General features: G+C 75.0%; 19 protein-coding genes and 1 riboswitch. Of the genes, 12 read left to right on the top strand and 7 right to left on the bottom strand.

The genetic code is table 11. The features are described 5' to 3' along the window. Positions 1-5: 5 nt before the first annotated feature. On the top strand, positions 6-665 hold the full coding sequence (locus tag ACGF7U_RS05020) for a lipoprotein (protein ID WP_393103082.1): 660 nt from the start codon (positions 6-8) through the stop codon (positions 663-665). A 6-nt stretch (positions 666-671) separates the two neighbouring features. On the opposite strand, the gene ACGF7U_RS05015 is transcribed toward ACGF7U_RS05020, so the two are convergent. Then, positions 672-2,408, bottom strand: coding sequence for a glycoside hydrolase family 3 protein (locus ACGF7U_RS05015; RefSeq protein ID WP_393103081.1), 1,737 nt, complete (start codon positions 2,406-2,408; stop codon positions 672-674). Between the two features lie 65 nt (positions 2,409-2,473). After that, positions 2,474-2,965, bottom strand: coding sequence for a DUF3145 domain-containing protein (locus ACGF7U_RS05010; RefSeq protein WP_091104340.1), 492 nt, complete (start codon positions 2,963-2,965; stop codon positions 2,474-2,476). A 308-nt stretch (positions 2,966-3,273) separates the two neighbouring features. Between ACGF7U_RS05010 and ACGF7U_RS05005 the strand changes: the two genes are divergently transcribed. Next, the gene (locus ACGF7U_RS05005; RefSeq protein WP_350683060.1) at positions 3,274-3,603 is read left to right on the top strand and encodes a hypothetical protein; all 330 of its coding nucleotides are present in this window, start codon (positions 3,274-3,276) and stop codon (positions 3,601-3,603) included. Positions 3,604-3,716: 113 nt separating this feature from the next. Here the strand turns inward: ACGF7U_RS05005 and ACGF7U_RS05000 are convergent, their stop codons facing one another. Next, positions 3,717-4,361: a carbonic anhydrase gene (locus tag ACGF7U_RS05000; RefSeq protein WP_393103078.1), complete on the bottom strand. Its 645-nt coding sequence runs from the start codon at positions 4,359-4,361 to the stop codon at positions 3,717-3,719. Between the two features lie 147 nt (positions 4,362-4,508). Between ACGF7U_RS05000 and ACGF7U_RS04995 the strand changes: the two genes are divergently transcribed. The 4 genes from ACGF7U_RS04995 to ACGF7U_RS04980 all read left to right on the top strand — a co-directional run bounded on the left by ACGF7U_RS04995 (position 4,509) and on the right by ACGF7U_RS04980 (position 10,173). Further along, entirely contained in the window at positions 4,509-5,444 is a 936-nt protein-coding gene (locus ACGF7U_RS04995) for an alpha/beta fold hydrolase (RefSeq protein WP_393103076.1), read from the top strand. Positions 5,445-5,679: 235 nt separating this feature from the next. Further along, positions 5,680-7,797: a HelD family protein gene (locus tag ACGF7U_RS04990; RefSeq protein WP_393103074.1), complete on the top strand. Its 2,118-nt coding sequence runs from the start codon at positions 5,680-5,682 to the stop codon at positions 7,795-7,797. An 89-nt stretch (positions 7,798-7,886) separates the two neighbouring features. Continuing rightward, positions 7,887-8,804 (top strand): cation diffusion facilitator family transporter, encoded by a 918-nt coding sequence (locus tag ACGF7U_RS04985; RefSeq protein ID WP_393103072.1) that lies wholly within the window; start codon positions 7,887-7,889, stop codon positions 8,802-8,804. 153 nt (positions 8,805-8,957) lie between these two features. Then, positions 8,958-9,089, top strand: a riboswitch (cyclic di-AMP (ydaO/yuaA leader). Positions 9,090-9,102: 13 nt separating this feature from the next. Next, entirely contained in the window at positions 9,103-10,173 is a 1,071-nt protein-coding gene (locus ACGF7U_RS04980; protein WP_393104117.1) for a coiled-coil domain-containing protein, read from the top strand. 100 nt (positions 10,174-10,273) lie between these two features. On the opposite strand, the gene ACGF7U_RS04975 is transcribed toward ACGF7U_RS04980, so the two are convergent. Continuing rightward, a complete protein-coding gene (locus ACGF7U_RS04975; RefSeq protein WP_393103070.1) occupies positions 10,274-10,741 on the bottom strand; it encodes an SRPBCC family protein in 468 nt (155 codons plus the stop codon). Positions 10,742-10,911: 170 nt separating this feature from the next. Between ACGF7U_RS04975 and ACGF7U_RS04970 the strand changes: the two genes are divergently transcribed. Both ACGF7U_RS04970 and surE read left to right on the top strand, forming a co-directional pair. After that, positions 10,912-11,889, top strand: coding sequence for a 1-phosphofructokinase family hexose kinase (locus ACGF7U_RS04970; protein ID WP_393103068.1), 978 nt, complete (start codon positions 10,912-10,914; stop codon positions 11,887-11,889). Beyond that, entirely contained in the window at positions 11,886-12,710 is an 825-nt protein-coding gene (gene surE / locus ACGF7U_RS04965; protein ID WP_393103066.1) for a 5'/3'-nucleotidase SurE, read from the top strand. The genes ACGF7U_RS04970 and surE overlap by 4 nt, the downstream gene beginning before the upstream one ends. Positions 12,711-12,730: 20 nt before the next feature. Here surE and ACGF7U_RS04960 read toward each other — a convergent pair whose 3' ends face one another. Beyond that, entirely contained in the window at positions 12,731-13,093 is a 363-nt protein-coding gene (locus tag ACGF7U_RS04960) for an STAS domain-containing protein (protein WP_393103064.1), read from the bottom strand. A 331-nt stretch (positions 13,094-13,424) separates the two neighbouring features. On the opposite strand from ACGF7U_RS04960, the gene ACGF7U_RS04955 reads away from it, so the two are divergent. Together ACGF7U_RS04955 and ACGF7U_RS04950 are read left to right on the top strand one after the other, a co-directional pair. Then, entirely contained in the window at positions 13,425-13,562 is a 138-nt protein-coding gene (locus ACGF7U_RS04955; RefSeq protein WP_393103062.1) for a hypothetical protein, read from the top strand. 201 nt (positions 13,563-13,763) lie between these two features. Then, the gene (locus ACGF7U_RS04950) at positions 13,764-14,171 is read left to right on the top strand and encodes a hypothetical protein (RefSeq protein ID WP_393103060.1); all 408 of its coding nucleotides are present in this window, start codon (positions 13,764-13,766) and stop codon (positions 14,169-14,171) included. Positions 14,172-14,340: 169 nt separating this feature from the next. Here the strand turns inward: ACGF7U_RS04950 and ACGF7U_RS04945 are convergent, their stop codons facing one another. Then, the gene (locus ACGF7U_RS04945) at positions 14,341-14,979 is read right to left on the bottom strand and encodes a maleylpyruvate isomerase N-terminal domain-containing protein (RefSeq protein WP_393103059.1); all 639 of its coding nucleotides are present in this window, start codon (positions 14,977-14,979) and stop codon (positions 14,341-14,343) included. Positions 14,980-15,123: 144 nt separating this feature from the next. Further along, on the bottom strand, positions 15,124-17,823 hold the full coding sequence (locus tag ACGF7U_RS04940) for a cellulose binding domain-containing protein (protein WP_393103057.1): 2,700 nt from the start codon (positions 17,821-17,823) through the stop codon (positions 15,124-15,126). Positions 17,824-18,104: 281 nt separating this feature from the next. Here ACGF7U_RS04940 and ACGF7U_RS04935 point away from each other — a divergent pair, with 281 nt between their 5' ends. Together ACGF7U_RS04935 and ACGF7U_RS04930 are read left to right on the top strand one after the other, a co-directional pair. Further along, positions 18,105-18,791 carry a BON domain-containing protein gene (locus ACGF7U_RS04935; RefSeq protein ID WP_393103055.1) on the top strand — a complete coding sequence of 229 codons (687 nt, stop codon included), beginning with the start codon at positions 18,105-18,107 and terminating at the stop codon, positions 18,789-18,791. 233 nt (positions 18,792-19,024) lie between these two features. After that, complete coding sequence (locus tag ACGF7U_RS04930) at positions 19,025-19,570, top strand: DsbA family protein (RefSeq protein ID WP_393103053.1); 546 nt, start codon at positions 19,025-19,027, stop codon at positions 19,568-19,570. Positions 19,571-19,577: the final 7 nt, after the last annotated feature.

The raw sequence follows: 19,577 nt of genomic DNA, 5'->3' as shown, positions 1-19,577 counted from the left end.
GACACATGCAACGACGCACCCGCGCCGCCGTGCTCGCGGCGCTGACCATCACGCTGGCCGGCGGCTGCGCCGACGCGGCGGAGACGCCGTCGGTCGGCGGCGCGCCGTCGGTCGGCGGCGCGCCGTCGGCCTCGCCGAGCACCACGGCCTCGCCGGTCACGCCCGGCCCGCCGTGGCACGACGAGGTCGCGGCCGCGCCCGCCGGCACCACGGTCGGCGGCAAGGGAACACCCTGCGAGCTGCCGGTCACCTTCTCCCTGCCGCCCAGGTGGAAGGTCGAGGCGGTCGAGGGGTCGGCGGAGTACGGCGAGCCGGCCGTCGGCAAGGCCACCCTGCTGTGCGAACTCGACGCCCGGCCGACCGGCGACCTGGGGTTCCTCCGGGTGTGGCGGGTCGACGGGGTCGCCGGCGGCGCCGAGGAACACCTGAAGCACTTCGTCGACGCGTACGCGCCGAAGGCGACGGGCGCGCAGTACCGGCGGCTGCGGGCCGGCACGCTGGACGCCGTCGAGGTGAGCTACACCCAGGACGGCGACACCGACCGGGCCGTCGCGCTGTCCTCCCGCTACGGCCCGGTCCTGCTGAGCCTGGACTCCCCCGACCCGAAGGACCTGCTGCCGGCGTACCAGCTGGTGAAGCAGTCGGCCCGGATCAACCGCGCCTGACCCCGGTCAGCCGTCGCAGGTCGTGGCGGGCAGGCCGGTCACCGGCACCGGGGACCGGCCGCCCGGCCGCGTCTTGCCGGCCAGCACCCCGGCGAGGGCGGTCATCGACGCCCGGCTCGACGAGTACGTCGCCAGCAGGGTGGGCGACTTCGCCTTCGCCAGCACGTACGGGGTGTCCATGGCGACCGTGACGGCGGCGTCGGCGCGCAGGTCGCCGGCGCCGTCGCCGTACCCGACCAGGTGCACCACCGTGCCGCCGCCGGCCACCACCTTCACCCCGGCCGCGGTGAGCGCCTCGGTCAGCGCCGCCCGGGTGTGGTCCCGCCCGCCGGAGGAGGTGACGGTCACCGGGCCCCGTACCCCGCCGCCGCAGGCGCCCCGCAGCACGGTCACGGCCGCCGCCGCCAGGTCCTCCGCGGCCTTGCGGTGCGCCGGGCCGCCCAGCGTGGACAGCTCGGGCACGGGCCGGTCGGCGAGCTTGAACTTCATCGTCAGCACCCGGGTCGCCGCCTCGACGAGTCGCGGCCGGGGCAGCGACCCGTCGCGGAGCGCGGCGAGCAGCCCGTCGTACGCCTGGCCGACGTGCGGCGGCATCAGGACCAGGTCGTTGCCGGCCTTCAGCGCGCGCACCGCCGCCTCCCCCGGCGACCAGCGCTTCGCCGGCGGCATGTTCATCCCGTCGGTGATCACCACACCCTGGAAGCCGAGCTGGCCGCGGAGCACGTCGGTGAGCAGCTTGTGCGAGAAGGTCGCCGCGGTGCCCGGGTCGACCGACCGGGTGTCGAGGTGGGCGGACATGACGGCCATCGCGCCGGCGTCGATGCCGGCGGAGAAGGGCGGCCACGCCCCGGCCTCCAGCGCCTTGCGGGACTGGTCGAGCACCGGCAGGCCCTCGTGCGAGTCGGCGGCGCTGTGGCCGTGGCCGGGGAAGTGCTTGACGGTGGCCGCGACGCCCGCGGCCTGCAAACCCCGGACCGCCCCGGCGACCTGCGCCGCCGTCGCCTTCGGGTCCGCGCCGTACGACCGGGAGCCGATCACGGTGCTGCGGGTGGCGAGCACGTCGGCGACCGGGGCGAAGTCGAGATTGATCCCCATCGCGGCCAGTTCGTCGCCGGCCGCCCGCCAGGCGGCCTCGGTCAGCTCCGGCTTGCCGGCCGCGCCGGCGGCGAGGGCGCTGGGCAGCAGGGTCACCCCGTCGGTGATCCGGGTGACCACGCCGTACTCCTGGTCGGTGCCGATCAGGAAGGGCGCCTGCCCGGCGGGGAGCCGGCCGGCGGCCTCGCGCAGGCCGGTGGTGAGCTCGCGGACCTGCTTCGGGTTGTCGACGTTGGTGGTCTCCTGGTTGCCCTTGGTGGGGTCGTCGGCGCTGAAGCCGACCAGGATCAACCCGCCGAGCCGGTACTTCGCGATCATCTCGGCGGGGGTGTCCACCCCGCCCAGCGTCTGGTTGCCGGCCCTGGAGCCGGGCGAGACCCGGGTGGCCGCGTCGCCGTAGGCGTAGGGCATCAGCACCTGGCCGACGAGGTCCTCGTCGGCGAGCGTGGCGACCAGGGCGGCGGCGCGGGCCGCCGGGTCGGCGGCGGACGCGCTCGCGCCGGGCGTCGGACTGGCCGGTGCGGTGGCGCTCGTCGGCGCCGGGTCGGGGCGGCGCTCCGCCGCCCCGGAGCACCCGGAGACGAGCAGCGCGGTCAGAGCGGCGAGCGCGACGCCGGCACGTCGCGGGGTAGTCGACACGCGGCCCATCCCACCAGTTCACCCCTTATCGGGGCAACTTGACCTTCGCGCCGGGCGCGGCCGGACGTGGGGTGTCAGCCGACGCGGGTGAGCAGCGTCACCGGCGCGCCGTCGCCGGCGTAGCGGTAGGGCTCCAGCTCGGCGTCCCAGGCGGTGCCCAGCGCCTTGTCGAGGGCGTGCGCGAGGGCCTCCGGCGCCCGCGCGCCCGCCATCAGGCTGCGCAGCCGGTCCTCGCCGAGCTGGATGTCGCCGGCCGCGCCCACGGTCGCCCGGAACAGGCCGCGACCGGGGACGTACATGAAGCGCTCGCCGTCGGCGCCGGGGCTCGGCTCCTCGGTGACCTCGAAACGGATCATGGGCCACTGCCGGAGGGCAGCAGCCAGCTCGGCGCCCGTCCCCGGACGACCGGTCCACCCGCACTCGGCCCGGCGGGCGCCGGGGTCGACGGGCTGAGCCGTCCACTGCAGGTTGACCGGCGCGGCGAGGACGCGCGCGATCGCCCACTCGACGTGTGAGCACACGGCGAGCGGGGTCGAGTGGACGTATACGACGCCACGCGTTGGCACGGTGACCTCCCGGAGAGCGAGGTGCGTCTTCCCCTACGACCTCGATCCGCCCGAGTGGCTTCTGGAACACATGATGACTCGTGTGACGGATGGTGCGCCAGGGAATCGGAAAATTGGCCGGCGGAATAGTCGGACGGGTGAGCGCGGTTGACCCCTCCAGACGCGATGACCAGCCAGGGATCGCGGTCGTGTACAGTTCCATCGGCGGCCTGTGCCGCGCACATCTTCCGCGGACCCACTCCACCAGGTGCCGTCCGCACAGCCCCCGGACGTTCCGTCCTCCCGTACGTCTTGCAAGGAGTACCTCCGTGGCGAGCAACACCTCTAAGACCGCGCGCGCGTCAGTCCGGGCCGGCCAGGCTGGCCAGGGTGGCGCCCTCAGCGTGCTGGGCGAGTTCAAGTACCTCATCCCGCTCAACGGCGGCAAGCACGCCTACGTGCGGAACCTGACCAACGGCAAGACCGCGCACCTGCGCACCGACTCCGAGGCGTTCGTCGAGGAGATCCGGGCGCTGGCCGCCGCGGGCCACGCCGCCAAGATCCGGGCCGAGATCAACACCCTGAACGCCGCCCACCCGGGCGACGGCTGGGACGCCACCGAGAAGCGCCTCGTCGAGGCCGGCGTCTTCGAGGGCTGAGCCCTTCCCACGCGACACCTGGACCGCCCGTCGGGGATCACCCCGGCGGGCGGTTCCGCGTCCGCACCCGACCGGCGCCGACCGGTGCGACCCGTCGCCGTCACCCGGCGGACTCACTCCCGCAGGAGCGTGACCTCGCCGGTGGCCAGGTCGTAGAGGGCGCCCACCACGGCCAGCCGGCCGGCGGCGACCGGGCCGGCGAGCAGGTCGTCGGCACGCAGCACGGCCACCGTCCGCGACACGTGTCGCCGGATCGCCATCGGGTGCACCCGGGGGTCGTCGACGCCCACCTCGACCACCGCCGGGGCGATCTGCCCGACCAGGTGCGCCAGCGCACCACCCGGTGGCCGCCCGCGGCGCAGCGCGTCCACCGCCGAGGCGACCGCGCCGCACCGCTCGTGCCCCAGCACCATCACCAGCGGTACGCCCAGCTCGCCGACCACGTACTCGATGGAGCCGAGCACCGCCCGGTCGAGCACGTGCCCGCCGGTGCGGATCACGCAGATCGAGCCGAACGTCTGGTCGAAGATCGCCTCCAGGGGCACCCGCGAGTCGATGCAGCCCAGCAGCACCGCGTACGGCTGCTGGTCGCCGGAGGCGGCCGCCGCGGCGGCGGTGACGTCGTGGCCGTGGATCGGCTGGCCGCTGACGAACCGGCGGTTGCCGGCGAGCAGCTCCGCCAGCGCGGCCCGGGGCGTACCGCCGGGCGCGCGCCCGGCCGGCGCGGGTCCGGGCGGCGGTGCCTGCGGCGACCCCATGCCCCCAGCTTGGCGGGCCCGGGCCGCGCCCGGACGCCGGTTGCGAATCTTCTCACCGGCACGGTTGGCGTGGTGTCATGGGGGGTAGCCGGTGTTACCACCGGGTACCCCCGGTGTTGCGGACCAGCGCGGCCCGGGGAGGTGGCGATGCCGGAGCACGTCGAGGTACGTCTTCCCGACGACGTACGCCTGCACGTCGAGGCGACCGGGCCGGCGGACGCCGAGGTCACCGTGGTGCTGCTGCACGGCTGGACCCTGGACGGGCGGGCCTGGCACAAGCAGCTCTCCGACCTGCGGGAACGCTTCGACGGCGCGGTGCGGGTGGTGGCCTACGACGCCCGCGGGCACGGCCGGTCGAGCTGCATGGCGCTGCCCACCGCCACCCTCGCCCAGCTCGGCGACGACCTCGCGGCGGTGCTCGACCGGGTGGCCCCGACCGGCCGGGTGGTGCTCGTCGGCCACTCGATGGGCGGCATGACGATCATGGAGTACGCGCACCGGCACCCCGAGCACTTCGCCGCCCGGGCCGCGGGCCTGGTCTTCGTCTCGACGACGGCCGAGGGGCACACGCACACCGCCTACGGCCTCTCGCCCCGGATCGCCCGATTGATCCGGCTGGCCGAGACCACCGGGGCCGGCGTACTGGCCCGGTGCGGGTCCTGGCGGCCGCCCCGGGCGTTGCTGCGCGCCCTGCGCCCCAGCATCCGCTGGATGCTCTTCGGCGACCGCTGCGACCCGCCCGACATCCGGCTGGTGACCTCGGCGGTGGCACGCGCCTCGCTCCGCTCGATCGGCGGGTTCCGCGCCTCCATCGGGGCGCAACACCGGCTGGACACCCTCGCCAGGCTCGCCCACCTGCCGGCGGCCGCGCTGGTCGGTGACCGGGACCGGCTCACCCCGCCGCCGTGCGCCGAGTCGATCGCCGCCGCGCTCCCGGCGACCGAGCTGACCGTCTGCCCGGGCGCCGGGCACATGCTCATGATGGAACGCCCCACCGAGGTCAACGCGGCGCTGGGCGGGGTGCTCCGCCAGGTGCTCGCCGACGCCGGGGCCGCCGCGCCCGCCACCGCCCGGAAGGGCTGAGGCGGCGCGGCCCGCAGCGCCCGTGCGGGTGGCCGAGAGGGCCGGCGCGGCGCGACCCGCAGCGCCGGCGCGGACGGCCGGGGAGGCCGGCGCGGCGCGACCGGCGACGTGACGCGGGATCCTTTACCGCACCTCAGGCGCGGCTGGTTGCGCGCGGGCCGTACCCTCTTGCGGTTGGCCTGGCGCGGTTCGCGCGGTTCGCGCCGCCCGCCGCCGACGTCAGGAGGAGCGACCGTTGACCGACCAGACCACCCTGGCGCAGGAGACCGCCGTCGAGCAGCGGCACCTCGACCGGGTGTACGCCCGGCTGGCCGAGCTGCGCCGGGCGGCGGTCCGCGCCGAGAAGGAGGGCTACCGGCTCGCGCGGGTGGGCAACTTCGGAGCCCTGGTCGAGCGGGACGCGATGGTGTTCCACGCCGCGCAGCGACGGCACGTGCTGGACGCCGAGCACGAGGGGCTGGTCTTCGGGCGGCTGGACCTGCGCGACCGGCAGGTGCTGCACGTCGGGCGGCTGGGCATCCGGGACGAGGACGCGACGACACTGGTGGTCGACTGGCGGGCCCCGGCCGCCGCCGCCTTCTACCAGGCCACCCCGGCGCAGCCGCTGGGCGTGGTGCGGCGACGCATGATCCAGTCATCCGGCGAGCGGGTCACCCGGATCGAGGACGACCTGCTCGACCCGGCCGCCGCGCCCGCCGACATGGCCGTGGTCGGCGACGGCGCGCTGCTCGCCACGCTCTCGAAGGCCACCGGCCGGGGCATGCGGGACATCGTCGCCACGATCCAGCGGGAGCAGGACGAGGCGATCCGCTCCCCCGGGTCGGGCGTGACGATCGTGTCCGGCGGCCCGGGCACCGGCAAGACGGCGGTCGCCCTGCACCGGGCGGCGTACCTGCTCTACTCGGACCGCAGCCGGTACGCCGGCGGCGGCATCCTGGTGGTCGGCCCGTCCTCGGTCTTCGTCGAGTACATCGCCTCGGTGCTGCCCTCGCTCGGTGAGGACACCGCCACGCTGCACTCGCTGGGCACCCTCTTCCCGGGCATGAGCGCCACCCGCACCGACCCGCCGGCCGTGGCGGCCGTCAAGGGCTCGCTGCGGATGCGCCGGGTGCTGGAGCGGGCCGCCCGGGACGCGGTGCCGGAGGGGCCCACCGAGCTGCGCCTGCTCTACCGGGGCGAGCTGCTCCGGCTGGACCGCCGCGAGCTGGACGCCGTCCGGGACCGGGCGATGCCCCGGGGCGCCCGCCGCAACGAGGTGCGCCGCGCCGGCTTCGACGGCGTCCTCGCCGCGCTCTGGGCCCAGGCCCGCCGGCTGGGCATCGGCCGGCTGCCCGAGCAGCGCGCGTTCGAGGACGAGATCGTCGAGCGGCCGGAGTTCCGGGAGTTCCTCAAGGCGTGGTGGCCGCGACTGCACCCGCGACACGTGCTGGGCTGGCTGGCCCGCCCCGACCGGCTGCGCCGGTACGCCGGCGGGATCCTCTCCGGGGCCGAGATCCGGCTGTTGGCGGAGGCGTACCGGAGCCTGGACCGCGCCGGGCTGACGATCGCCGACATCGCGCTGCTGGACGAGCTGGACGCGCTGCTCGGCAAGCCGATGAAGCCGGCCCGGCCGAAGCGGGACCCGTACCAGTTGGCCGGCGGGGTGCGCGAGCTGAGCACGTTCGCCGACCGGCAGCGCGCCGCCCGCGAGGCGGCCCGCCAGCGCCCGGAGGACTACCGGGAGTACGCGCACGTGGTGGTCGACGAGTCGCAGGACGTCTCGCCGATGCAGTGGCGCATGATCGGCCGGCGCGGGCGGCTGGCCTCGTGGACGGTGGTGGGCGACCCGGCGCAGACGGCCTGGACCGGGGACCCGGACGAGCTGTCCCGGGCCCGCGACCAGGCGCTGGGCCGGCGCAAGCGGCACCACTTCACCCTCACCACGAACTACCGCAACTCGGCGGAGATCTTCGCGGTCGCGGCGGCCGAGATCCGCCGGCTCCACCCCGACCTCCCGCTGCCCACGGCGGTGCGCTCCACCGGCGTCGACCCGGTCGAGCTGGTGGTGCCGCCGGCGGAGCTGGAGACCGCCGTGGTGGAGGCGGCCACGGCCCTGCTCGCCGAGGTGGAGGGCACCGTCGGCGTGATCACCCCGGTGCCCCGCCGGGACGAGGTGGCCGGGTGGCTGGGCGGGCTGGCCGCGCCGCGCCTGCAGGTGGTGACCAGCCTGGAGGCCAAGGGCATGGAGTACGACGGGGTGGTCCTGGTCGCCCCGGGCGAGATCCGGGCGGACCCGGGCTCGGGCGTACGCACGCTCTACGTCGCGCTCTCCCGGGCCACCCAGCGGCTGACCACCGTCGACCCGGTCGGCTGAGCCGCCGGCCCGCCCCGCGGCCACTTGCATATATTGCGATGTGAGCATAGTTTGGACGCGGATCCGGACGGGTGACGGAGGGTGGGCGCGTGGGCGCAGGTCATGACCACCACCACGGGTCGGTCGCGAACGCCGCGCACCGCCACCGGGGTCGGCTCTGGGCCGCGTTCGCGCTGCTCGGCGCCCTGATGGTGGCGGAGGCGGTGACCGCCTTCCGCACCGGCTCGCTGGCCCTGCTCAGCGACGCGGGGCACATGTTCACCGACGTGCTCGGCATCGGCATGGCGCTCGCCGCGATCACCGCCACCCGGCGGGCCGGGGCGGACCCGCAGCGCACCTTCGGCCTCTACCGGTTGGAGGTGCTGGCCGCCCTCGCCAACGCCGTGCTGCTCTCCGGCGTCGCGGTCTACGTGGTCGTCGAGGCGGTCCGCCGGTTCGGCGACCCGCCGGAGGTGCTTGCCGGCCCGATGCTCGCGGTGGCCCTGCTCGGCCTGCTCGCCAACGTGGGCGCCTTCGCCCTGCTGCGCTCCGGGGCCAAGGAGAGCATCAACCTGCAGGGCGCCTACCTGGAGGTGCTGGGCGACCTGCTGGGCTCACTCGGCGTGATCGGCGCGGCGCTGCTGATCACCGTCACCGACTGGTGGTGGGCCGACCCGCTGGTGGCGGTGGCGATCGGGCTGTTCATCCTGCCCCGCACCTGGCGGCTCGGGCGCGCCGCGCTGCGCATCCTGGTGCAGGCCGCGCCGGAGCACCTCGAGGTCACCAAGGTGCACGACCGGCTGGCCGCCGTGCCGGGCGTCGCCGAGGTGCACGACCTGCACGTCTGGACGCTGACCTCCGGCATGGAGGTAGCCTCGGCGCACCTGACGATGGCACCGGGCGCGGAGGTCGGCGCGGTCCTCACCGCGGCCCGGTCGGCGCTGCACGAGGACTTCCGGATCGAGCACGCCACGCTCCAGATCGAGCCCGGAACGTCCCCCGGGGCCTGCGGGTCGGTTGAGTGGTAATGAGCACAACCTTAAATCTGGGCGAGTATTGTCAACTTATGTCGGATTTGACGGTAAGCGGACAGTCACCCGCAGTCACTCCCGCTGCACCAGTCACACCGGCACCGGTAGGCTCGGTTCCGGCCTTCGCCAGGCGGCACCCACCGGTGCCGGCGATGGCCGCCGCCTAATCGCCCGGTGGGGCGAACCGGGGAACCATGTTCGTGGGGTGCATCCGCGTCAGCGGTAGGGATCTTCCGTCCCGAACCCGTCAGCTAACCCGGTCGGCGGCTGACGGAAGGACACGTGTATGCCAGTGATGGCACCTGTACGACGACGCGCCGCCCGGATGGCGGCCCTGATCGCCGCGACGCTCGCCCTCGGCGCCGCGGTCGCCCCGGTCACCGCCGCCCCGGCGGCGGCCACTCCCCGCGCCGGACTGCTCGCCGCGGCGCCGGGGCAGGACGAGGAGGGCGGCACGCCCGCCCTGCGGGCCCAACTGGAGGCCGCCAGCAAGGGCTACCTCGACGCCAAGCGGGCCCTCGACACGTCGGTCAGGCGGCAGCAGCAGCTCGCCGCGCAGCTCAAGACGACCGAGACCCAGCTGACCGAGCGGACGGAGAAGGTCGGCGAGATCGCCGGGGTGGCCTACCGCAGCGGCCGGCTCGGCGTCGCGTCCGCGCTGCTCAACAGCAACTCACCGGACGGCTTCATGGACCGGGCCGCCGCCCTCGACGCGGTGGCCGCCAACGAGGACCGGGCCCTGCGCGAGCTTCAGGAGACCCGCGACGCGGCCACCCGCACCAAGCTCGCCCTGGACGGCGAGATCCGGGAGCAGCGCAAGCAGGTCACGCTGATGGCCAAGCGCAAGGAGCAGGCCGAGCGGGCGCTGACGGTGGCCAACCGGAAGCAGCAGGCCGCGGGCGGGGGCAGCGCGCCGCGCGGCACCTCGACCGCGACGGCGAAGCCGGCGCCGCGCAACTCCGACGGCTCCTGGCCGTCCGAGTCGTGCAGCGTCAACGACCCCACCCCCGCCAACGGCTGCATCACCCCGCGCACCCTGCACGCGCTCAACCAGGCCAAGGCGGCCGGCTTCACCCGCTACGTCTCCTGCTACCGCCCCGGCGGCTCCGGCGAGCACCCGAAGGGCCGGGCCTGCGACTTCGCGGCGCAGAAGGGCGGGTTCGGCGGCGACGCCACCGGCGGCGACCGGACGTACGGCAACAACCTGGCGGCGTACTTCGTCAGGAACGCCGACCGGCTGGCCGTGCTCTACGTGATCTGGTACAGGCAGATCTGGCTGCCCAGCAGCGGGTGGAAGTCGTACAGCGGCGCCAACGGCGACCCGTCCAGCGACCACACCAACCACGTGCACCTGTCGGTCTACTGACGCCCCGGCCCCGGTGACCCGCCCGTCGGGTCGCCGGGGCCGTGCCACGCGTACGCCCGTCGGCCCGGGCGGGCCTGTCGGGCGTCGTCGGCGTCCGCGCTCAGCCGGCCGGCGGCCCGGAGTCGCGGTCCAGCACGGCGCCCAGCCGGGCGGCCAGCCCCAGGTGGGCCGCGCGCGCCTGACGGAAGGCGTAGCCGAAGAGCGGCGCGGGCGCGGCGAGGGTGATCTCGACCTCGATCCGGACGACGCCGTCCGGCTCGGCCCGCAGCCGGGTCCGGTTGCGCACGGTGGTGGCCGGCCGCTGCCGCGCCACGGTGACGATCTCTTCCGGCCCGGCCACCAGGACATCGGCCTGGTAGGTGATCGGCAGCCGCAGCGGCCCGGCGGCCAACCGGTCGGTGATGAGGTAACTGGCCCGCGCGCCGGGCCGGGGCGGCACCACCCGGCGGACCCGGACGATCAGCGGATGCAGGTCCTCCTGCCGGGCCGGGTCCGCGAGCAACCCGGCGGCCTCGGCCAGGGAGCAGCGCGCCTGGACGGTGTAGCTGAAGGAATCCCGCCTGAGCACGCTGTCTCCCCACGTTGCCGTCGACCGATCGTCGCGCACGCGCGGCGCGGTGGCAACGGCGCGCCCGTACCGGCGCGGATGCCGGCCAACCGCCCTCCGGCCCGACTACCGTCGGCTGTTGAAGGGTCACCGAGCGTCGGCGGAGGCGGGAGCATGAACGGGTACGACGGATGAGCGGGCACGTGATGGTCTTCGCGCCCACGCCCCGGCTGACGGTGACCGTCGACCAGCCCAGCGACGCTCCGGAGCTGCATCTGCACCCCGGCGGCCAGGGCGTCTGGCAGGCCCGGATGGTGCTGTCGCTCGGCGTCGACGTGGTGCTGTGCACCGCGCTCGGCGGCGAGATCGGCCAGGTCCTGGAGCCGCTGCTGGTCAGCGAGGGGGTCGACCTCAAGGTGGTGCTGCGTGACTCCGGCAGCGGCGGATACGTGCACGACCGCCGCGAGGGATCCCGGCAGGAGATCGTGGACGTGCCCGGCCAGCCGCTCAGCCGGCACGAGCTGGACGAGCTCTACAACCTGGCGCTCGGCGAGGGGCTGCGCGCCCCGGTCAGCGTGCTGAGCGGGCCGAACGAGCCCGCGTTGGTGCCGGCCGACCTCTACCGGCGCTTCGCCGCCGACCTCGGCGCCAACGGCAGTCGGGTGGTGGTCGACCTGGCCGGCGAGCACCTCACCGCGGTGCTGGAGAGCGGGGTCTTCTTCCTCAAGGTCAGCCACGAGGAGCTCATCGCCGACGGCCGGGCCGAGGGCGAGGACGAGGAGCAGCTCACCCGGGCGATGTACGACCTGCACGCCGGCGGCGCCGAGAACGTCGTGGTGAGCCGGGCCGACAAGCCGGCCCTGGCCCTGGTCGACGGCGAGGTGTTCGAGGTGGAGATGCCCCGGTTGCAGGCCGCCGACCCGCGCGGCGCGGGCGACTCGATGACCGCCGGGGTGGCCGCCGTGGTCGCCCGGGGCGGTGACGTGCGCACCGCGATCCGGACCGGGGCGGCCGCGGGGGCGCTCAACGTGACGCGGCACGGCCTCGGCACCGGCCGGCTCGACTCCATCACCGGCCTCGTCGACCGGGTGCGTCTCGTGCCGGCCGGCAGCCGGCCGCAGGAGCGGACCACCCCCGACGAACTGGCCGGCCGGGCGGCCGAGCGATGACGCTGCGCGTGCTGGTCACCAACGACGACGGGATAGCCGCGCCGGGCATCCAGGCGCTGGCCCGGGCGGCGGCGGACCGGGGCCTCGACGTGGTCGTGGCCGCCCCGCTGGAGGAGGCGAGCGGCACCAGCGCCGCGATGACCGCCGTCGAGCAGAACGGGCACGTGGTCGTCCGCGAGCACCCGCTGCCGGAGCTGCCGGGGGTGCCGGCGTTCGGGGTGGGCGGCTCACCCGGCTTCATCGCGCTGATCGCGGTGCACGGCGCGTTCGGGCCGCCGCCGGCCGTGGTGCTCTCCGGCATCAACCGGGGCGCGAACGCCGGCCGCGCGGTGCTGCACTCCGGCACCGTGGGCGCCGCCTTCACGGCCGCCGCGAACGGCTGCCGGGCGATGGCCGTCTCCCTCGACGTGCTCTCGGCCGGGGAGGCGACGGCCGCCAGCGGGGGCGCCGCGGTGGCCGCCGCCGCCCGGGTACGCGACTCCGAGCGGCACTGGTCGACCGCCGCCCGGGTCGCCCTGGACCTCCTGCCCCGGCTCACCGCAGGGCCGGTGGAGAGCGTGCTCAACGTCAACGCGCCGGACCTGCCGCACGGCCGGCTGCGGGGGGTGCGCCGGGGCACGCTGGCCAGCTTCGGCCAGGTGCAGATGACGGTGGCGGAGTCGGGGCACGGCTTCGTGCGCACGTCCCTGGAGGAGCCCGGGCAGGCGGTGCAGCCGGGCACCGACCTGGCCCTGCTGGCCGACGGGTACGCCTCCGTGACCGCGATCCGTGCGGTCACGGAGGCGGCAGACGTCGACCTGTCGGGGCTGGGCGGCGACTGAGACCGCCGGTCACCGGCCGGTCAGGCGCCGGGGAGCACCTCGGGGGTGGGCGCGCCGGCGTAGTAGGGCTCGGGGGCGCCGAAGAGGCCGAGCAGGCCGGTCACCCAGAGCTGCCGGTGCACGAACCGGCTCGGCTCGGTGACGACGAGCTTGACCCCGCTCACCTCGGCGGTCTGGAAGCCGGCGACCATCGCGCTGATGCCGACCGAGTCGATGAAGGTGACAAGCCTCATGTTGAGCTCGATCCGGCTGGGGCGCCCCTTGGTCAGCACCTCGGCGATCGCCTCGCGCACCTCGTACGCGGTGTCGACGTCGATCTCGCCCCGGGGGGCGATCTCGATGACACCACCGGGCAGAACCGACTTCACGATCGACAGGCTCACGCGAGCACCTCCACTCGCCCGTCCGACGGGCGCCTCATCAGTACGCGGGCCGCGACCGAGAGTATTCCTCCAACGGCCTCGGTCGCCACCCCTCGGGATGAGCAATTCGCGGACGAGGGCGCACCAAGTCGCCCTTATCCGGACTTTTTACTTCTTATTCACCCAACGATCAGCTGGCGCTGACGCGTCGCCGACCCAGGGTAGCGGTCCCCCGCCGGCAGCGCCCGGCACCCGACCTCCCGGGCGTGGCCTGCACCGCTTCCGCCCCGCGGGTTGCCCGTCCTGCCTAGCATCGGCTCCGAGAGTGGGGACCTCGACGGAAGGAAGATCGATGATCAGGAGACTTGCCGCGCTGGCCGGTGTCGGCGCGCTGCTGGCCCTCGTGCTGGCCTGCGGCTTCGGCGGCGGCGACGATGACGACGATGACGACTTCGCCGGCGGCGCGACCGCGGTGGTCACGCTCCGCTGACGCCCTTCGGGGCCCGGCGCCGGGTGGTCACGCCCACACCGGCGCTCCCGCACCCGGCCCGGCCGCACGGCCGGCCGGTTCCCGCCGGGGTTTGCGGAGCCGCCCGACCGGGCACAGGCGGGACGAGCGAACCGTGACCGCCGGTGCGACGTCGAAGTCCGAAGTGGCCGTCGGCTTCGGCACCCCGAGGAGGTAACCACCATGTTCGGAACCAACCTGCTGGACCGCCGCAGCAAGCCCGAGCGGATCGCGGACCAGGCGTGGCAGCACCTGGTCTCGGCGGTCAGCTCCGCCGGCGACAGCGTCCGCGACACCGCCCGGTCGGCCCGCCGGGGCGGTTCCGGCTTCGCCGACGAGGCCGGCGACCTGATGGGCTCCGCGGCGGACGAGGCCCGCCGCCGGGCCACCCTGGCCTTCGACGCGCTCGCCGGTCGCCGGCCCGCGCTGCCCTGGACGCTGCTGGTCGGTGCCGCGCTGGTCGGCGCGGCGATCGGCTGGGCCGCCGGCACCGCCGCGCGGGCCGCCGGCAGTCGCGGCGACCGGGCGATGGACGACATCGAGTTCGTCGACGTGGACCGCCCCAACTCCCCCGTCGGCCTCGACGGCTGACCGCCCGCGGGACGGGCACTCCACCGGCCCCGGTCGACCACCCGGTCGACCGGGGCTCACCGTGTCGGATGCCGAGCCGGCGTCGCGCACGGCCCGGTACGGCCGCCGGGGCGCCCGGTTCGGCGGGCAGCCCGGCCTGCCGCGGATCGAACGGATCCCGCGTCGAGGGTCAGAAGGCGGTGACGTCGGCCGGCGCCCGCTCGGCCCGGGTCAGCGCGCGCAGCACCGCCGGCTGGCCGTGCCGGCGTACGGCGAGGCGGGCCAGCAGGGAGAGCACCGGATCGAGCACCTCCGCGGGCAGCTCCGGGGTCGGTACGCCGACGCTGACCGCGAGGTCGTCGGAGTGCACCGCGATCTCCATCAGCCGGGTGGTGAGGTAGTCGTCCAGGGTCAGCGACCAGGGCCCCCTGGCCAGGTGCACCACCCGGTCGGCCGGCTGCGCCGACAGCGCCGCGGCCAGTTCGCCCAGCGTGGCGGTGGCCCGGTCGACCAGCGCCGCCGGCCCGTCCGCCGCGACGGCCTCGCCGGCCCGGCGGATGCCGACGTTCACCTCGTCGTCCGGCGCGGTCCCGATCCACCTCGCCGGCGCGTAGTGGTCGAGCAGACCGACCGGCTCGCCGGCGGGCACCGGCTCGGCGAGCACCGTGGCGACCTGGAACAGTTGGCTGGCGAGGTGGCCGGCCAGGCCACCGACGCCGAACTCCGGCAACGCGCTCGGCTCGTCCCACCGGGCCGCCACGGCCGGGTCGGCGAGCAGGTCGAGCGCCGAACGCGCGGCGGTCAGGTAGGCCGTCCTGATCGAACTCACGGGTGAATCCCTTTCCCTCGGCTGAGGCCACCGAGCCTAGGGCCCGGTCCGCCGGGGCGCCGGACCCCTCAGGCCGCCCCGGCGGACCGGAGTCCGCGCCGCGCCCCGCGCGGGCGGCCCGGGTGCGGGCCGCCCGCGCCGGAGTCAGCGGCTGGTGCAGGTGACCGTCGCCGGTGCACCGTTGGTGCCGGTCCAGCTCCCGAGGAAGCCGACGGTGGTGCTGGCGCCGGCGCCGAGGGCGCCGTTCCAGCCGGCGTCGCGGACGGAGACGGCCGCCCCGGTCTGGGTGTGGGTGCCGCCCCAGAGCTGGGTGATCTGCTGGCCGTCGGGGAAGGTCCAGCCCACCGTCCAGCCGGCGATCGCCGAGCTGCCGGCGTTCCGCACCACCAGTTCGCCCTGGAAGCCGCCCTGCCAGGAGCCGGTCACCCGGTAGGTCGCGGCACAACCGCCGGTGGGCGGCGGGGTGGTCGGGGGCGGGGTGGTCGGCGGGGGCGTGGTCGGCGGCGGGGTGGAGCCGGTCGGCGTCGGGTCGGGCGTGCCGCCGAGCCGGTCCGCCACCAGGATGCCCCGGCCGTTGGTGCCGAGGTAGACCCGGCCGTAGACCCGGGGGTCGCCGGTCAGGGCCTCCCCCGCGTTGCCGTACTGGTGCTGGTCGTCGTTGATCCGCACCCAGGTCGCGCCCGTGTCGTCCGAGCGGTGCACGCCGGGCTGACCGTCGACGGTGCCGAACAGGTACAGCGCCGGGTACGTCCGGCCGGGCGCGGCCTTGCCGAAGCCGACGTTGCCGGCGGCGCTCACCCTGCCCAGCTTGGTGAAGGTGGCCCCGGAGTCGGTGGAGCGCCACAGCCCGCCCTCGCCGGCCAGCCACAGCTCGCCCTCCCGGCCGGGCAGCGCCTTGAACCTGACGTTGCCGGTGGCGGGCAGGCCCGTGGCCGCCGAGGCGGTGAAGCCGGCCCCGCCGTTGGTGCTGACGTAGAGCCTGCCGCCCGCGAAGGCGTAGAACTTGTTCGGGTTCACGCGGTCGGACTCGATCGTCGCGTTGGCCGGTACGCCGCTCGACGGGGCCCACGAGGCGCCGAAGCCGACCGAGTGCACCACCCGCTGGCCGGCGTCGCCCGGCGCCCAGACGAACCGGCTGCCGTCGGCCGACGCGGCGACCGTACCGCCGCTGTTGACGCCGGACGGCTCGCTGCCCTGGAACCAGTTGGCCCCGCCGTCGGTGGAGAACGCGACGTGGCTGTCGTCGGGGCGGTCCGCGTCGGCGAAGTTGCCGGCCCGCACCAGCACGCTCGGCTTCGCCTCGGCGTAGTCCAGGCTGGTCGTGCTGGTGAAGCTCGGCTGGGTGAACATCATCGGCGGCACGGCGTCCAGGTCGGTGTGCCGGAAGCCGCCGATGTCGCCGAGCGCGCTGACCAGCGGAGCCCCCGACGGCGGGCTGACCAGGTCGAGCACCGCGGTCTCCTCCAGGCCCTTCACCATCGGCCTGATGGTGAACTGGCCGCCGGTGTCCCACTTGGTGAGGTCGGTGCTGCCGTAGATGGTGGCGCCGGTGCCGTACATGAACCGGTTGCTGTCGTGCGGGTCGATCTCGACCGACTCGTTCATCCAGCCGAGCTTCGGGGTCTCCTCCGGCGGGGCGGGGTTGCCGCCGAAGGTCAGCCACGGCACCGAGCTGACGTCCATGGTGTAGCGCCTGGTCTTGTTCGGGTAGCTGCTGAACTCCCAGATCCGGGTCCAGGTGGCGCCGCCGTCGGTGCTGCGCCAGAAGATCGCGTCCGGCCACCACGAGACCTGGGTGGCCACCATCAGGGTGTCCGGCCGCTGCCGGTCGATGGTGAGGCCGCTGTAGCCGAAGTACGCGTCGGTGCTGGTCGAGGGGATCGGGCTGATCCGCGTCCACGCGCCGGTGGCGCGGTGGAACTTCCAGACGTCGCCCTTGCCCCCGTCGTACGGGCCGCCGGTGTCGCTGGTGGCGATGTAGAGGAAGCCGCCCACCGGGTCCACCACGCCCTTGTGCGCCAGGTAGCCGGTCGGCTGCCCGGCGATCCGCTCCCAGGTGGCGCCGCCGTTCGTGGTGCGGTAGACCGGATTCTCCTTGTCGGCCACGCCCACGTAGACGGTCTGCGTGGCGTTGCCCGGCGTACCCGTGCTCTTGTCGAAGCTGACCCAGGTCAGGCCCTGGTTCTGGCCGTTGTAGCCGTTCGGGTCGCTGGGGTCGGCCCGGTAGTTGCCGACGTTGGGGAAGTTCGCCACCTTCGCCCAGGTCGCCCCGAAGTCGGTGCTGCGCCACAGGCCGTTGCCGCCCTCGGCGCCGTAGTAGAGGACGCTGTTCTTGTTCGGGTCGACGGCGAGCCGCTCCCCCATGCCCCGACCGGGCATGTTCCCGCCGTTCTTGAACGGCAGCTCGGTGACCTGCCAGGTGGTGCCCTTGTCGGCCGAGCGCAGGATGGCCCCGTTGTTCGGGTCCCAGTCGTTGGTGTACATGCCGACCGCCGCGTACACCCGGTTGGTCTGCACCGGGTCCGTGGCGACGCTGACCACGCCGTTCCAGCCCCACCTGTCCGCGCCGACCCAGTCCAGCAGCGGCTTCCAGGACTGGCTGGCCTGCTCCCACCGGTACATCCCGCCGATGTCGGTGCGGGCGTAGACGAGGTTCTTCTCGGTGGGGTTGAAGACGATGCCGGGGACGAAGCCGCCGCCGTCGATCCGGACGTTCTTCCAGGTGTACGCCTCGGCGGCGGCCGCGGCGGCGGTGGGCGAGCCGGCCGCGGTGAACGGTGCCGCCACGACGGCCGCGGCGACGACCAGCGCGGACACCACCGCGCCGACGGATCTTGTCCGCATCTGCGGTTCCTTCCGGGTGGAGACGCCGGGAGCGGACGTGGGACGGCCACGCCCGGCAACGGGGACGTGCGGAACGCACCGGAGCTGCCCAGGCCCCGGCATCGGCGCGATGGCTCCCGCACCCGAGGAACGCGCTTACCCTAGCCGATCCGGCGCGCTTATGGAAGCGCTCCCATAGCGACGCCACCCCGGTCGGGTGAGGACCCCTCACCCCCGACCGCGTCAGGATCGGCTCCGGCGGGCCCGTGCGCACCGGGCAGCTATCCCGTGAGGAGTGACAGATGGCCATCGCGACGATCAGCCGTACCGACCAGGACATCCAGTCCGCCGTCCTCGACGAGCTGACCTGGGAACCCCGGGTGCGGCCGCACGAGATCGGCGTGACCGTCTCCGAGGGCGTGGTCACGCTGACCGGTCGGGTCGACAGCTATGCCAAGAAGTGGGCCGCCGAACGGGCGGCGCACCGGGTCGCCCGTGTCCGGGCGGTCGCCAACGACCTGGCGGTGCGACTCGGCACCGGCGCCGAACGCGCCGACCCGGACATCGCCGCCGCGGCCGGGCACGCGCTGGAGTGGGACGCGTTCGTCCCGCTGGAGCAGCTCGACGTGACCGTCTCGCACGGCTGGGTGACGCTGCACGGCGAGGTCGACTGGGAGTACCAGCGCCGCGCCGCCGAACGGGCGGTCGCCCGGCTGACCGGCGTACGCGGGGTCAGCAACGGCATCACCGTCCGCCCCGAGACCCGGCCGGACGGGCACGTCCTGGCCGAGCGGATCGTCGACGCGCTCGCCCGCAACCGGGCCACCGAGGCGGAGCGGATCACCGTCCGGGTGCACGGCGACACGGTGGTGCTAGGCGGGCTCGTCCACTCGATGCCGGAGCGGGCCGAGGTGGAACGCACCGCCTGGTGCGCGCCGGGCATCCGCGAGGTGCAGAACCACATCGCGGTCGCCCCGGTGCTGCGCTGAGCCGCCGCGCCCGGCCGCGTCGCCCGCCCCGGCGGGCCGGGTGGCCGCGCCGCAGGCGGAACCACCCGGGCGGGGTGAGCCGCCCTCACCCCGCCCCGGGCCAGCCTGGGAGACATGACTGATCCGAAGGGGTCGACCCGACCCGGACGCGCCGCGCCCGGGTCCCGCCCGCCGGCCGCGGTGCCCGGCGCCGCGCCGCAGCGCCTCGACACGGATCGGCGGGTGACGACCGGATGACCACCCCACTCCAGGTCACCGCCCGCCTGCGGACCCCGCTGGCCGATGACGACCACGTCCGGGGGCCGGTGGACGCGCCGGTGACGATCGTCGAGTACGGCGACTTCCAGTGCCGGTTCTGCGGGGCCGCGTACCAGAACCTGCGGGAGCTGCTGCGGCAGCGGGCCGACACGGTGCGGCTGGCGTACCGGCACTTCCCGATCGTCAACATGCACCCGTACGCCGAGCACGCCGCCGAGGCGAGCGAGGCGGCCGGGCGGCGGGGGCGGTTCTGGGCGATGCACGACTGGCTCTACGAGCACCAGGACCAGCTCGACCCGGTGCACCTGTCGCTCGGCATCGCGCAGCTCGGGCTGCCCGCCGACGAGGTCGCCGCGGAGGTGGAACGGCAGGCGCACGGCGACCGGGTGCGGCGCGACTTCGTCGGCGGCATCCGCAGCGGTGTCGCCGCCGCCCCCACCCTCTTCGTCAACGGGGTCCGCCACGACGCCGGCTACGACCTGGCGGACCTCCTGGCCGCGGTCGACGCCGCCACCCCCTGACCCGCCT

Source organism: Micromonospora sp. NPDC047670 (genome assembly GCF_043204915.1).
GTDB lineage: Bacteria > Actinomycetota > Actinomycetes > Mycobacteriales > Micromonosporaceae > Micromonospora.
Note: the sequence above shows the minus strand (reverse complement) of the source record. Positions and strands in the feature narration are given on the sequence as shown.

What these genes read in the sequence shown, in the direction of transcription:
- surE (WP_393103066.1), top strand. Translation starts at nt 11,886, where the DNA reads ATGACGCTGCGCGTGCTGGTCACCAACGACGACGGGATAGCCGCGCCG.
- ACGF7U_RS04940 (WP_393103057.1), bottom strand. Translation starts at nt 17,823, where the DNA reads ATGCGGACAAGATCCGTCGGCGCGGTGGTGTCCGCGCTGGTCGTCGCC.
- ACGF7U_RS04935 (WP_393103055.1), top strand. Translation starts at nt 18,105, where the DNA reads ATGGCCATCGCGACGATCAGCCGTACCGACCAGGACATCCAGTCCGCC.
- ACGF7U_RS04930 (WP_393103053.1), top strand. Translation starts at nt 19,025, where the DNA reads ATGACCACCCCACTCCAGGTCACCGCCCGCCTGCGGACCCCGCTGGCC.
- ACGF7U_RS04950 (WP_393103060.1), top strand. Translation starts at nt 13,764, where the DNA reads ATGTTCGGAACCAACCTGCTGGACCGCCGCAGCAAGCCCGAGCGGATC.
- ACGF7U_RS05000 (WP_393103078.1), bottom strand. Translation starts at nt 4,361, where the DNA reads ATGGGGTCGCCGCAGGCACCGCCGCCCGGACCCGCGCCGGCCGGGCGC.
- ACGF7U_RS04970 (WP_393103068.1), top strand. Translation starts at nt 10,912, where the DNA reads ATGAGCGGGCACGTGATGGTCTTCGCGCCCACGCCCCGGCTGACGGTG.
- ACGF7U_RS04955 (WP_393103062.1), top strand. Translation starts at nt 13,425, where the DNA reads ATGATCAGGAGACTTGCCGCGCTGGCCGGTGTCGGCGCGCTGCTGGCC.
- ACGF7U_RS05015 (WP_393103081.1), bottom strand. Translation starts at nt 2,408, where the DNA reads ATGGGCCGCGTGTCGACTACCCCGCGACGTGCCGGCGTCGCGCTCGCC.
- ACGF7U_RS05020 (WP_393103082.1), top strand. Translation starts at nt 6, where the DNA reads ATGCAACGACGCACCCGCGCCGCCGTGCTCGCGGCGCTGACCATCACG.
- ACGF7U_RS04995 (WP_393103076.1), top strand. Translation starts at nt 4,509, where the DNA reads ATGCCGGAGCACGTCGAGGTACGTCTTCCCGACGACGTACGCCTGCAC.
- ACGF7U_RS04980 (WP_393104117.1), top strand. Translation starts at nt 9,103, where the DNA reads ATGGCACCTGTACGACGACGCGCCGCCCGGATGGCGGCCCTGATCGCC.